Source organism: uncultured Subdoligranulum sp., assembly GCF_963931595.1.
Lineage (GTDB): Bacteria > Bacillota > Clostridia > Oscillospirales > Ruminococcaceae > Gemmiger.
Genome location: NZ_OZ007030.1, coordinates 2,900,392 through 2,913,669 on the forward strand (window position 1 = coordinate 2,900,392; position 13,278 = coordinate 2,913,669).

General features: G+C 64.2%; 14 protein-coding genes. 13 read left to right on the top strand and 1 reads right to left on the bottom strand.

The genetic code is table 11. The annotated features are described in order from the left end of the window. The first annotated feature begins 109 nt into the window (after positions 1 to 109). On the top strand, positions 110 to 1,171 hold the full coding sequence (locus ABGT73_RS13810; protein WP_346670222.1) for a glucosyltransferase domain-containing protein: 1,062 nt from the start codon (positions 110 to 112) through the stop codon (positions 1,169 to 1,171). A 47-nt stretch (positions 1,172 to 1,218) separates the two neighbouring features. Here ABGT73_RS13810 and ABGT73_RS13815 read toward each other — a convergent pair whose 3' ends face one another. Then, positions 1,219 to 1,695: a pyridoxamine 5'-phosphate oxidase family protein gene (locus tag ABGT73_RS13815; protein WP_346670223.1), complete on the bottom strand. Its 477-nt coding sequence runs from the start codon at positions 1,693 to 1,695 to the stop codon at positions 1,219 to 1,221. Between the two features lie 179 nt (positions 1,696 to 1,874). On the opposite strand from ABGT73_RS13815, the gene ABGT73_RS13820 reads away from it, so the two are divergent. From ABGT73_RS13820 to ABGT73_RS13875, 12 genes are all read left to right on the top strand, one after another. Then, positions 1,875 to 2,360 (top strand): sigma-70 family RNA polymerase sigma factor, encoded by a 486-nt coding sequence (locus ABGT73_RS13820; RefSeq protein ID WP_346670224.1) that lies wholly within the window; start codon positions 1,875 to 1,877, stop codon positions 2,358 to 2,360. Continuing rightward, positions 2,357 to 3,109, top strand: coding sequence for a hypothetical protein (locus tag ABGT73_RS13825; protein ID WP_346670225.1), 753 nt, complete (start codon positions 2,357 to 2,359; stop codon positions 3,107 to 3,109). Before ABGT73_RS13820 ends, ABGT73_RS13825 begins: the two co-directional genes overlap by 4 nt. A 15-nt stretch (positions 3,110 to 3,124) precedes the next feature. Further along, on the top strand, positions 3,125 to 3,997 hold the full coding sequence (locus tag ABGT73_RS13830; RefSeq protein WP_346670226.1) for an ABC transporter ATP-binding protein: 873 nt from the start codon (positions 3,125 to 3,127) through the stop codon (positions 3,995 to 3,997). Then, on the top strand, positions 3,994 to 5,196 hold the full coding sequence (locus ABGT73_RS13835; RefSeq protein ID WP_346670227.1) for a hypothetical protein: 1,203 nt from the start codon (positions 3,994 to 3,996) through the stop codon (positions 5,194 to 5,196). Before ABGT73_RS13830 ends, ABGT73_RS13835 begins: the two co-directional genes overlap by 4 nt. A gap of 15 nt (positions 5,197 to 5,211) precedes the next feature. After that, the gene (locus ABGT73_RS13840) at positions 5,212 to 6,432 is read left to right on the top strand and encodes a hypothetical protein (protein WP_346670228.1); all 1,221 of its coding nucleotides are present in this window, start codon (positions 5,212 to 5,214) and stop codon (positions 6,430 to 6,432) included. A gap of 522 nt (positions 6,433 to 6,954) precedes the next feature. Continuing rightward, positions 6,955 to 7,545: a cytidylate kinase-like family protein gene (locus tag ABGT73_RS13845; protein ID WP_346670229.1), complete on the top strand. Its 591-nt coding sequence runs from the start codon at positions 6,955 to 6,957 to the stop codon at positions 7,543 to 7,545. Positions 7,546 to 7,756: 211 nt separating this feature from the next. Next, positions 7,757 to 8,581: a transporter substrate-binding domain-containing protein gene (locus ABGT73_RS13850; protein ID WP_346670230.1), complete on the top strand. Its 825-nt coding sequence runs from the start codon at positions 7,757 to 7,759 to the stop codon at positions 8,579 to 8,581. A gap of 410 nt (positions 8,582 to 8,991) precedes the next feature. After that, the gene (locus ABGT73_RS13855) at positions 8,992 to 9,666 is read left to right on the top strand and encodes an amino acid ABC transporter permease (protein ID WP_346670231.1); all 675 of its coding nucleotides are present in this window, start codon (positions 8,992 to 8,994) and stop codon (positions 9,664 to 9,666) included. Continuing rightward, positions 9,653 to 10,399, top strand: a complete 747-nt coding sequence (locus ABGT73_RS13860) for an amino acid ABC transporter ATP-binding protein (RefSeq protein ID WP_346670232.1) — start codon at positions 9,653 to 9,655, stop codon at positions 10,397 to 10,399. Before ABGT73_RS13855 ends, ABGT73_RS13860 begins: the two co-directional genes overlap by 14 nt. Before the next feature lie 170 nt (positions 10,400 to 10,569). Further along, positions 10,570 to 11,442, top strand: a complete 873-nt coding sequence (locus ABGT73_RS13865; protein WP_346670233.1) for a transporter substrate-binding domain-containing protein — start codon at positions 10,570 to 10,572, stop codon at positions 11,440 to 11,442. Next, on the top strand, positions 11,442 to 12,101 hold the full coding sequence (locus ABGT73_RS13870; RefSeq protein WP_346670234.1) for an amino acid ABC transporter permease: 660 nt from the start codon (positions 11,442 to 11,444) through the stop codon (positions 12,099 to 12,101). Before ABGT73_RS13865 ends, ABGT73_RS13870 begins: the two co-directional genes overlap by 1 nt. A 13-nt stretch (positions 12,102 to 12,114) precedes the next feature. Continuing rightward, complete coding sequence (locus ABGT73_RS13875; protein ID WP_346670235.1) at positions 12,115 to 12,897, top strand: amino acid ABC transporter ATP-binding protein; 783 nt, start codon at positions 12,115 to 12,117, stop codon at positions 12,895 to 12,897. Positions 12,898 to 13,278: the final 381 nt, after the last annotated feature.

Sequence of the window (13,278 nt, forward strand, 5' to 3'; positions counted from 1 at the left end):
TTTTGCGCCCCCGGCTGCTTGCGGCGGGGGTTTTGTTGCAGTATAATAGCGGAGAATTCAACGGAAAAGAGGAAATCCCCATGCCCAAAACCCTGCCGGCGCTCTGGCGGTGCTCTGCATGGCCTGCTCCCTGGGGGGCTACCAGGCCTATGTGGGCATCGCCGCCGGGCTTACGCTGCTCACCCTCATGCTGGCCTGCCTGCGCACCGAACCCCTGCGCCCCGTGCTGGCCCGGGTGGGCGCCATGCTGGGAGTGGGGGTGCTGGGCGGCATCCTCTACTTCGGGGTGGTCAAGCTGGAACAGCTCCACTACGGCACCACCATGGCGGACTACTGCGGCGCCGACCAGATCAGCGCCGGCAAGAGTCTTTCGCTGCTGGTGCCCTCCCTGCAGCACGCCTACAGCGACTTTTTCCTCTACTGCCGCATGGAGACCGGCCACATCGGCGAGGCCCTCTGGATGCTGCTGGTGGCCAGCGCCCTCTTTGTGGTGCTGTGGCGGCTGCGGGCGCTGCTGCGCCATCCCGTCCACCTGGCGCTGCTGGTAGCGTCGGCGGTGCTGCTGCCCCTGGCCTTCAACGTCATCGATGTCATCGCCACCGACGTGCGGGTGGACCGCCTCATGTCCTACCCCATGCAGCTGCTGCTGCCCTTCTGCTTTGCGCTGTGGACGCTGCCCGAAACCAAAACCTTGCGCCGCACCCGCCGCGCCGCCGCCACCCTGCTGATGACCGCCGTCTGCTGGCTGTTCGCCCTGTCGGCCAACGCCACCTACCGCACGGTGGAGCTCTCCTACCACTATGTGGGCAGCCTCACCGACGCCATCCTCGACCAGGTGCTGGCCGACCCCGCCTACACCGCCGACACCAAACTGCTCATGGCCGGCTTCCCCGACGAAAGCCGGGTCCAGGCGTCCAACGGGCTGTACTGGTACAGCCAGTACCAGCGGTCGCCGCTGTTCTGGGGCGGCACCCACGGCATCCTGGACTGCTGGCCCACCTACCTCTACGACTACCACGGCATCGATACCCACGGCGTCACGCTGGAGGAGTACGAGAACATCGTGGGCAGCCAGGAATTCGCCGCCATGCCGGTCTGGCCTGCCCAGGGCAGCATCGCCCCCTTCGGCGATACCCTGGTGGTAAAACTCCAGGAGAACCCGCCCCAATAAACGCAAAACGCACAGCCTTTGCAAAAGGCTGTGCGTTTTTTGCTGTGTTACGGTACCTTGTGCTCCTTGGCGGTCCAGCTGCTCACCCGCAGCCGGTAGACCGCCGTGCGGTCCAGCATGGCGTCTTCCACCGTCCAGTCTCCCCGGCCGGAGTAGTGCTCCATGATGCGGTTGAGCCCCCCGAGCCGGGCGTCCCGGCCCTCCAGGAGCTCCACGCTGCCCCGGCCCAGCACGCTGCGGTAGGCGTAGGTGTAGTCGTCCGCCTTTTCCCCCGGCACCAGCTTATGGCCGGTGTCCATCTCAAAGCTGGCGGCGGGGTTTTGCCGCAATAGCGCCAGCTTTTTGCCGGCGTCCGCTCCGTGGAAATAGAGCACCAGCTGCCCCTGTTCCACCGCATAGCCGAAGTTCAGCGGCACCATATAGACGCCCTCGCCGTCCTGCATTCCCAGCCGGCAGACGCCGCAGGCCTTCACAATCTCCACCATGGCCGCAAAATCCGTGACCTCCCGGTCCTTTCTGCGCATGATCCTTCCCGTCCTTTCCCGAAAACCATTTTTTTAACTATAGCACAACGGACACGGCCGCACAAGGGCAGGCAAAACGCTTTTCCTATGCCCCCAAAAGGGGTATACTGAAAAAATTGGCAGAGGATGCTTCTTTTTGGGGGTGTCCTTCGTTATACCTAGTGAACGGTGGTGAAAGGATGGACCAGGCGGAACTGGAAGCGCTGGTACTGGCGCAGTATGATACAATCTACGCCTATTGCTGGCGGCATGTGGGGCAGCAGGAGCTGGCCCGGGACCTGACCCAGACCACCTTTCTGCGGTTCTGGCAGCACCGGGACCGCTACCGCCACGACGGGCGGGAGCTGAACTACCTGTACACCATTGCGGGCAACCTCTGCAAGGACTGGTGCAAGCGGAAAAAGCCGGTGGCTCTGGAAGACCTGCCGGAGAGCCAGCGGGACCCCGGGGCGCCCGCCCCCGACCGGGACACCGCCCTGACGGTGCGGGCCGCCCTGGCCGCGCTGCCCTTTGAGCAGCGCAACGCCCTGCTGCTCTGCTACGAGCAGGGCTTCACCGCCGCCGAGATCGCCGCCATCACCCACACCACGGTGCCCGCCGTGCGTTACCGGCTGCACCGGGCGAAACGCCGTTTGGAGCAACTGCTGAAGGAGGAACTGCCATGACCCGCCAACCTGACTGGGCGGCCCTGCTGCGCCGGGACCCGCCGCCCGCCCCCGACCCGGCGGACAAACGCCGCACGGCCGAACTGCTGCGCACCCTGCCGCCGCCCCGGCCCACCGGCCTCGGTTTTGTGTGGTGCCAGGCGGGGTTCATCCGCAAACGGATGTGGGCCTTGCAGTTCGCCCTGCTGGCCGGAGTGCTGCTGCTGGTCTGGGCCAACGGCCGCGCCGGGGTCTACGCCCTGCGGCAGTACGCCCTCTGTGCCGCGGCGGCGCCGCTGCTGCTGGTGGCCAATGTGCAGGACCTGGCCCGGGTCTACCACCAGGGCATGTTGGAACTGGAACTGGCCACCCGCTACAGCCTGCCCCGGGTCACCGCCGCCCGGCTGCTGGTCTTCGGCGTCTGTGACGCCGTGCTGCTGGGCATCTTTGCGGCGGCGGGGTCGGCGGTCTGCCGCAGCGACGGCATCATTGTGCTGCTCTACTGCCTGACGCCCTTCTGCTGTGTCAGCGCGGTCTGCATGGCCCTTTTGCGCCGTCTGCGCCCCGCCGCCTTCACCCCGGCCGCCCTGGCCGTGACGGGCATCGCCCTGCTGGTGCTGGTGCTGCCCGCCCCCCGGCTGCAGGGCCGCCTCTACGCCCCCAATGCCCGGCCCCTCTGGGCGGCGGTGCTGGTTCTCTCGGTGCTGGCGCTGGCCTGCCAGACCCGCCGCCTTGCCCGGGAGGGCGGCCGCACCCTGCTCTCTTTATAAGGAAAGGAAACTGCCATGCGCACCTTACAGACCCAACATCTGACCAAACGCTACGGCCATTTTACCGCCGTCCGGGACCTGTCGCTGACGCTGGACAGCGGCGTCTACGGCCTGCTGGGCGCCAACGGCGCCGGCAAAACCACCCTGATGCGGATGCTCTGCGGCATCCTGGACCCCACCGAGGGCACCGTCCGCTGCGACGGGGCGGATATCCGCCGCCTGGGGGAGGACTACCGGGCCCTTTTGGGCTACCTGCCCCAGGACTTCGGCTGCTACCCCGACTTCACGGGGGCGGAGTTTTTGCGCTACATCGCGGCCCTGAAGGGGCTGACCCGGGCCGAGACCGCCCGCCGCACCCAACAGCTCCTTGAGCAGGTGGGGCTGGCCGACGCCGGGCGCAAAAAGCTGCGGGCCTACTCGGGGGGCATGCGGCAGCGGCTGGGCATCGCCCAGGCTATGCTCAACGACCCCGAGATCCTCATCCTGGACGAACCCACCGCGGGACTGGACCCCCGGGAACGGGTGCGGTTCCGCAACCTCATCGCCGACTACGCCAAGGGCCGCATTGTGCTGCTCTCCACCCACATCGTCTCCGACGTGGAGGCCATCGCCGACCGCATTTTGCTGATGAAAAACGGTGCCATCGCCGACGAGGGCACCGTGGCGGAACTTTCCGAAAACGCCCGGGGCAAGGTGTGGACGGTGCACACCGACGGGGAGACCGCCGCCAAACTGGAAGCGGTCTACAATGTGGCGAACCTGCGCCACGAGGGGCAGGGGGTGGAGCTGCGGCTCATCACGGCGGACCCGCCGGCGGGGGCCGCCCCCGCCGACCCCACGCTGGAGGATGTCTATCTGTGGCATTTTGCCGGGGAGGAAAGACCATGACGCTCTTCTGGTGGGAACTGAAAAAGATTTTACGCCGCCGGATGACCCGTCTTTTGCTGGTGCTCTGTCTCGCCTTTGCGGCGGTGGGACCGCTGACGCTGGGCTTTGCCAACCTGGGCTTCGGCACCGACGTGGAGGCACCCACCTGGGAGGCCCGGGCCTGCATTGTGCAGGCCACCGCCGATGCCGGGGCCTGGCAGGGACCGCTGACCCCGGCGGTGCTCAAAGCCGCCCGGGCGGACTGCCGCGCCGTGGTGGAAAGCCAGGGGACGGTGGACGGCCAGGCCGCCTTTGTGCAGGGGAACATCCTTTACACGGCGGCGGAGGTGTTCACCGACAGCGGCTGCATTTCCTGGGAAAACTGGCCCGCCAAAATGACCGCCCTGGAGGACGGCGCCCTGGACCGGTTCTATGATCTCTGGCAGGAAAACACCCGGCGGCAGATCGAGGCCGCCCCCGACGACAAGCAGGCCCTGCTGACGGCGCTGCGGGACCGGGTGGCGCTGCCCTTCACCTACGACTGGGTGGCGGGGCACAAGGCGGTCCTCTCGGCGCTGGGCAACGTGATCTACCTGGTGGGGCTGCTGCTCTGCGTCGGGGTGGTGCCCCTTTTCTGCAGTGAGCTGCGCACCGGGGTCTTCCCGGTGAGCCACTGCGCCCGCTGCGGCCGGGGAAAACTGACCGCCGCCAAGCTGGCCGCCGCCCTGGCCTTTGCCGGGGGCGGGTTCGCCCTCTGCATGGCTGTGTTCATGGGGGTGCAGCTGGCCATGTTCGGCGCCCGGGGCCTCTCCGCCTCGCTGCAGATCGCCGACAGCCGAAGCCTTTTCCCCCTGACCCTGGGCCAGACCGAAGCCCTGCTGCTGGCCGCCGGGCTGCTCTCCTGTATGGCGGGAGCCGCCCTGGCTGCCGCCCTCTCCGCTGCCTTTGCGGGGGAATTTCCCGCCCTGGCCGCCCTGGTGGGGGTGCTGGTGCTGCTGCGGGCGCTGTCCGGCCTGCTGTCCGCCGGCGGGTCGCTGGCCTTTCTGGCCCGGGCCGTGCCCTTCCAGACCACGCTGGCGGATTTCACCGGCAACGCCCTGGTCACCCTGCCCGGCGGAACCGTGCTGCCCGCGGGGCTCTACCCCCTGGCCGTCCTGCCTCTCTGGCTGGTGGCGCTGCTGCCCCTGGCCGCCCGCGGCTATCTCCGCCGCCGGATGTGATGAAAGGAGCCCCTTATGAGCCTTTACCGCTGGGAACTGAAAAAGATCCTGGGCCGCCGCGCCGCCCGGCTGGCCCTCGCCCTCATCCTCCTCTGGACCGTGGCGGGCACCCTGGTGAACGTCTATGTGAACAACGGCTACACCATCTCCAACGACCTGCCCCGGGTCTCCGGCCCCGAAGAGATCGCCAACCAGCTGGCCTGGGCGGAGCGGTGGCGGGGACCCCTCACGGGGGAGAAGCTGGCCCAGGCCCAGGGCGTCATCTACGACTTCTACCACGACCCCGCCAACCGCACCCCCGACGGCAACGTGGATTTTGACGGCTGGGTGCAGACCATCCGGCCCATGGGCGGCATGGGGTATACCCTCTCGGACATAGCCGCCGCGGTGTACGACTATCCTTATGCCGAGGCCACCGAGCTGGAACCCCACAGGCTGCTGAACTACTACGACGACTGGGCCGCCGCCGTGACCCGCTGGCTGGACAGCCAGTTCGACGACCCCGCCGACCGGGCCGTTTTTGAGGCCCAGGAGGCCGGGGTGCGGACCCCCTTCCAGTTTGACTGGTACGGCGGACAGTTCACCGTGCTGGAGACTTTCCGGGATATCCTCATCGGGGTGTGTCTTTTGCTGGGCATTGCCCTGGCGCCGGTCTTTTCCGACGAGGTGCAGTCCGGCGTGCTGGCAGTGAGCCACTGCACCCGCCGCGGACGCCGCCGTCTGGCCCTGGCCAAGCTGGCCGCCGCCCTCACGGTAGCCGCCCTGGTGTGGTGCGTGGTGGCCGCCCTGCTGGTGGCGGGGCAGCTCTTCTTCTTCGGCACCCGGGGACTGGACTGTCCCATCCAGCTGTTCAAACCCCTGGCCACCGCGCCCCTCACCTTCGGCGACTGCGAACGGTTCGCCCTGGTCCTGGGGCTGGCCTGCTGTCTCGGCACCGCGGGCATCACGGCGGGGGTGTCGGGGCTGCTGGGGTCCAACTTCGCCGCCATGGCGGTGGTCTTCGGGCTGCTGGTGCTCCAGCCCATGTTCGCCGGGATGCTGCCGGATTTCTGGCGGCAGCTGGTGGGGCTGATGCCCACGGCGGTGGATTTCTACGATCTGTTCTGCCAGAATCTTTACCACTTCGGCCCGCTGCGCCTCTGGTCGCCCCTGGCCCAGCTGGCCGCCCAGCCGCTGTGGGTGGCGGTGATGATGCCGGCGGCAGGGGTGTTTTATGTGCGCAGACAGGTGCGCTGATACCTCAAAGAGGAGGTTCGGATTCAGCGGCTGCGCCGCGTCTCCTGCACCTCCCCTTTGGATTCCCACCGTCGCGCCCGAACCCGTTCTCATGCCGCAGGCGGCGACTCGAACGGGCCCGGACGCTCTCAAAGTATCGCCCTCGTCGGCACATGTCCGCCGAGGGCGATGGTTTTGAAATTCCGCGACCAAAAGGTTGGAGTAGGGGCGGGCTACAGGCGATTACTCCCATAGCCCATTTCCGATTATCCGTAGGGCGGGGATTTATCCCCGCCGCGGGGTGTTGCCGTTACCGCCAGATTGTCCGGCGGGGTCAAGACCCCGCCCTACAGCCATCGGGAACAGACAAATTCCCGGGTTACAATGTTGGAATTTCTTTGCCTACTTTCTTTGCAAAGAAAGTAGGTGTAAAGAAAGTAGGGGGACTTGTCATTTCAGAGGGTGGCATGGTATCATAAAGGCAACAGAAGACCGGCGCCGGGCTGTGCGGCTGCGGCGCCCTGCACCCAAGGAGGTTGCCTCATGAAACGAATCATCACCATCGGCCGGGAATTCGGCGCCGGCGGCGGCCAGCTGGGCCGCGAGCTGGCCCGGGAACTGGGCATCGCCTACTATGACCGCGACATCATCCTGCGCACCGCCAAGGCCAGCGCCCACTTAAGCCCCGAACAGGTGCGCCGCTGGGACGAGCGGGTGCCCCACGAGTTCGGCTTCACCCAGAGCCTGTTCAACTTCTACGACCGCCCCTTAAGCGAAGAACTGTGGAACGCCCAGGTGAAGGCCATCCGGGAACTGGCCGACAAGGAAAGCTGCGTACTGGTGGGCCGCAACGCCGACTACATCCTGCGGGAATTCGACCACTGCCTGCGGGTCTTCATCCACGCCGACCGCAACTGGCGGCTGGCCCACATGCAGACCCTCATGCCCGACACCCCGCTGGAACAGCTGGAAGCGGACATGGATTCCGCCGACCGCGCCCGGCGCAACTACTGCACCAAGCACACCGGCCAGGTCTACGGCGACAGCCGCAACTACGACCTGACCCTCTGCACCAGCAAACTGGGTCTGGACAAGGCGCTGGAGATTCTTTTGTGCGCAGCACGGAATCTGTAAGAAAAATCGACTCAAAACTTAAAAAAAGAAACCCAAAACGCCGTTACAGCTTGACTTTCCTTAGAAAACTGGTATAATAGGAAAGTACGATGTATGGGAACTATCAAGGGCGATAGCATCCGTATTGGATTGCTATTGCTCTTTTTGTTTACGTCCCCGCATCGGATGCGGCCGCGGGCCGCAGATATTATAGAGAGAGGACGAGAACACTATGAAAAAATTGCTTGCTTTTGGTATGGCTGCCATGATGGCTTTGTCTCTGGCTGCCTGCGGCGGCGCCGCTTCTTCCAGCGAGGCTGCTTCCAGTGAGGCCGCCTCCTCCAGCGAGGCCGCTTCCACCGCCGAGACCGCCGGTTCCGACAAGACCTGGGTCATCGCCACCGATACCGTTTTCAAACCCTTTGAATACACCGACGCCAACGGCGACTTCGTGGGCATCGACGTGGATATCCTGGCGGCCATCGCCGAGGACCAGGGCTTCCAGTATGAGCTGAAGAGCCTGGGCTGGGACAGCGCCATCGCTGCCTGCCAGGCCGGCCAGGCGGACGGCATGATCGCCGGCGCCTCCATCACCCAGGAGCGCAAGGACTCCGGCTGGCTGTTCTCTGACGGCTACTACACCGCCACCCAGACCATGACCGTGCCTGCCAACTCCGACATCACCGGCTTCGACGGCCTGCAGGGCAAGACCGTTGCCGTCAAGACCGGCACCCAGGGCGCTGCCTACGCCGAGAGCCTGAAGGATCAGTACGGCTTCACCATCCAGTCCTTTGAGGATTCTCCCACGATGTACCAGGCTGTGCTGGGCGGCCAGTGCGCAGCCTGCTTCGAGGATACCCCCATCATGCAGGCTTCCATCAAGGACGGCGGCCTGGCCCTGAAGGTCCTGGAAGATACCGCCAATGAGGGCGGCGACTACGGCTTCGCCATCTTCAACGCCGACAACCAGGAACTGCTGGATATGTTCAACGCCGGTCTTGCCGACATCAAGGAAAACGGTAAGTACGACGAGATCCTGGCCAAGTATCTGGGCTAAGCTTCAATCAAAGAAGGAAACAGTCGTGCACGGCGGTGCCTGACACTCCTGTTTCCCCCTTTGGAAGTACGGGTTGCGGTTCCCGCATCCTGCGGCGCGCCTTGTGGCGGCGCTTGCACTCTGCGACCGCTGCCCCTGCTCCGCCGCGCTGATTCTGCCGCAGGCAGCGCGCGGCTCTGCAGCTCTTCGACAAAATTTGACCCAAAACCGCGCACTCGGCGCGGACGCCTCGCACACAATTTTGGGCCAAATTTCCCTGGAGGTGTCGCCGGTGTCGGCACATGTCCGCCCCCGGCGACGGATTTAAAAAGATCCCTTACAAATTCAATCGCCCGCGGGGACGCCTGTTGTCGCAGGCGCCCCCGCTTTTTCGTGTTCCCCCATTCATTTCGGAAAGGAGAGTTCCGCCCTTGATCCAGATCATCACCACCTACGGCGGCCTGCTGCTGACGGCCATGGGCCAGACGCTGCTGCTGGCACTCTGCGGGCTGTTCTTCGCCTGCATCCTGGGCCTGATCTTCGGCCTGCTCAGCGTGGTCAAAAACCGGGCCTGCAACATCATCTCCATCATCTTCGTGGACGCCATCCGCGGCGTGCCCATGATCGTGCTGGCCTACTTCATCTATTTCGGCATTCCCTATCTGCTCAACACCATTCTGGGCTTCGGCGGCGTCACCCTCACCGCCCTGCAGGCCGGTACCATCTGCCTGGCGCTGAACTGCGGCGCCTATATGGCCGAGATCATCCGCGCCGGCATCGAGAGCGTGGACAAGGGCCAGATGGAAGCCGCCCGCAGCCTGGGCCTGCCCTACTGGCGCGCCATGTTCCGGGTGGTGCTGCCCCAGGCCATCCGCACCATGATCCCCAGCATCATCAACCAGTTCATCATCACCCTCAAGGATACCTCCATCCTGTCGGTCATCGGTTTCCCCGAGCTGGTCAACACCGCCAAGAACGTGGTGGCCAACTCCTTCATGTCCTTCCAGGTCTGGGCCATCGTGGCTGTCATGTACCTGATCGTCATCACCATCCTGTCGGTGCTGGCCAAGCAGATGGAAAGGAGGCTCAACCGTGGCCGTGAATAAAAATAACGTCAAGATCCATGTCTCCCACCTGAAGAAGAACTTCGGCAACCTGGAAGTGCTCAAGGATGTCTCCACCGATATCTGCGAGGGCGAAGTGGTGGTCATCCTGGGCCCCTCCGGCTCCGGCAAATCCACCTTCCTGCGCTGCCTCAACCGCCTGGAGGAGATCACCGGCGGCGAAGTCGTGGTGGACGGCCACGATCTCACCGACAAGAAAACCAACATCAACAAGGTCCGCGAAAACGTGGGCATGGTGTTCCAGCATTTCAACCTGTTCAACAACCTCAACGTCATGGGCAACATGATGCTGGCCCCCACCGAGCTGAAAAAGGCCACCAAGGCCGAGGCCCGGGCAAATGCCCTCAAGCTGCTCAACCGGGTGGGCCTGGCCGACAAGGCCGAAGCCTATCCGGCCCAGCTGTCGGGCGGCCAGAAACAGCGCGTGGCCATCGCCCGCGCCCTGGCCATGAACCCCGATATCATGCTCTTCGACGAACCCACCTCGGCCCTTGACCCTGAAATGGTGGGCGAGGTGCTCCAGGTCATGAAGCAGCTGGCCAGCGAGGGCATGACCATGGTGGTGGTCACCCATGAGATCGGCTTCGCCCGTGAAGTGGCCAGCCGGGTCATCTTCATGGAGGGCGGCTACATCGTGGAGGAGGGGACCCCCGACGAGGTCATCAACCATCCCAAGCAGCCCCGTACCATCGATTTCCTCAGCAAGGTGCTGTGATTTTCCGGCAGGAGGGGCGGTTTTTGTCACCCTCCTGCCGCTTTTTTGCCGTTTTCCCTTGCGCAAACGGTGTTTTTGCGGTACTATTAAAAAATACCGTTGCTTTACTGCTTTAGGACAGTAAAGATAGAGTGCGGAAAAACGGGATTCATCAGGGAGGAGTACTACTCATGAAAAAACTCATCAGTCTTTTGCTGGCCGCCGGTATGACCGCCAGCCTGGCCGCCTGCGGCTCCACCGCCGCTTCCACTTCCTCGGAGGCCGCTTCCAGCGAGGCGTCCTCCGCCGCCAGCGAGGCCGCGTCCACTTCGGAAGCCGCCGAGGCCGAATCCACCGGCGAGAGCGACCTGCAGTACATCAAGGACAAGGGCAAGATGACCATTGGCTACACCGTCTACGCCCCCATGAACTACACCGACGAGAACGGCGAGTTCGTGGGCTTTGACACCGAGCTGGCCACCGCCGTCTGCGAGCAGCTGGGCGTGGAGCCGGAGTTCGTGGAGATCAACTGGGATACCAAGGTGGTGGAGTTGGACGCCAAGAGCATCGACTGCATCTGGAACGGTATGACCCTGACCGATGACATCATGGCCAACACCGCCTGCACCAAGCCCTACGCCAAGAACGCCCAGGTGGTGGTCATGAAGACGGGCAGCGGCTACACCTCCACCGCCGACCTGGTGGGCAAGACCGTGGTGGCCGAGGCCGGTTCCGCCGGTGAGACCACCATCCAGGAGGACGAGAACCTGTCCCAGGCTGACTACGTGAGCAAGAGCGTTCAGACCGACTGCCTGATGGAAGTGGCCGCCGGCACCGCCGATGCCGCCGTCCTGGACCTGACGCTGGCCTCCGCCATGATCGGCGAGGGCACCGACTACGCCGACCTGGAGATCGTGGATGAGCTCAACGCCGAGGAGTACGGCGTGGCCTTCCGCAAGGGCAGCGACGCGGCCGCCGCTGTGGATGAGGCCTTCGACGCCCTGAAAGCCGACGGCACCATGCAGGCCCTGGCCGACAAGTACGGCCTGACCCTGGCAGACTGATGGACGAGGCGCTGGTAATCTGGGGCCGCCTGACCGAATCCTTCTGGCTGAACTGCCAGCTCTTCGGCCTGACGCTGCTCTTTGCGGTGCCGCTGGGGCTCATCGTGGCCTTCGGGTCGATGAACCGGTTCGCACCCCTGCGCGGGGCGGTCAAAACCTTTGTGTGGATCATCCGCGGCACCCCGCTGATGCTCCAGATCCTTGTGATCTACCTGGGCCCCGGCCTGATGGGCTTTACCAGTCCCTGGCCGTCCGGGTCCAGCGGCCGTCTGGTGGCGGCCGTGGTGGCCTTTGCCATCAACTACGCCTGCTATTTTTCCGAGATCTACCGCGGCGGCATCCAGGCCGTCCCCAAGGGACAGACCGAGGCCGGCCAGGTGCTGGGCATGACCCGCAGCCAGATCTTCTTTAAAGTCACGCTGCTCCAGGTCATCAAGCGCATCCTGCCCCCCATGGGCAACGAGATCATCACGCTGGTCAAGGATACCTCCCTGGCCAACGTCATCGCCAACAAGGACATCATCATGATGGCCAAGGAGTACAGCGCCAAGGGTCTGATCTGGCCGCTCTTCTCCACGGCGATCTTCTTCCTGGTCTTTGTGGGCGCGCTGACGCTGCTCTTCGGCTGGCTGGAAAAGCGGCTGGCCTATTTCCGCTGAGGAGGGGACTGCTATGGCATTATTGGAAGTGGCCGGCATCGGCAAAAGCTTCGGCAGTACCGCCGTGCTGCGGGATATCTCCTTTACGCTGGAGGAAGGCGAGGCTATCGCCATTATCGGGTCGTCGGGTTCCGGCAAGACAACCCTTTTGCGCTGCCTGAATTTTCTGGAAACCGCCGACACCGGGTCCATCACGGTGGGGGGCGAGACCCTCTGGAGCGCCGCCGACGCCCACACCCGGAGCGAGGCGGATATCCGCAAAAAGCGGCTGCATTTCGGGCTGGTGTTCCAGAACTTCAACCTCTTCCCCCAGTATACGGCATTGCAGAACGTCATGCTGGCGGAACAGCTGCTGGCCAAGGAACGCCCCGACTACAAGCAGCACAAAAAGGAAATCTTTGCGGAAATTGAGGAACATGCCCGGCAATTGCTGGCCGACATGGGCCTGTCCGACCGGGCGGGGCATTATCCCCACCAGCTTTCGGGCGGACAGCAGCAGCGTGTGGCCATCGCCCGCGCCCTGGCCCTGAAGCCGGATATCCTCTGTTTCGATGAGCCCACCTCGGCCCTTGACCCGGAACTCACCGGCGAGGTGCTGCGGGTGCTGCGGGACCTGGCGGCCAACAAGACCACCATGATCATCGTCACCCATGAGATGAAGTTCGCCCGGGATGTGGCGGACCGCATCCTCTTCATGGACGGCGGCGTGGTGGTGGAACAGGGCCCCGCCAAGGAGGTCATCGACCATCCCAAGGAGGAACGCACCCGGCAGTTCCTGGCAAGCTACGGGAAGTAGGAACGGTTTGTTCCTTCTTTGCAAAGAAGGAACCGAAGAAACTCCAAACAAAAATATCCCGCAGGGTAACCCCTGCGGGATATTTTTATGGAAATTCCGGTTCCCCCCTGCAAGCAGGGAACACACAGCCCTGCCGCCGTACCCTGCCGGGACATACCGGGTGCATACAATGGGATGCGCCGGGATACGGTGGAAAATCGCCCCTGGCCGGTAGGGGAAAGGCGGTTGCCCATTGCATCGTGGCATATTCCATGTTTGTTTACCTGTAGGGCGGGGATTCTTCCCCGCCGCGGAGTGTGGCCGTTACCGCCAGATTCCCCGGCGGGGTCAAGACCCCGCCCTACAACCGTCGGAAACAGGCAAATTTACGGGTGGTTTGGT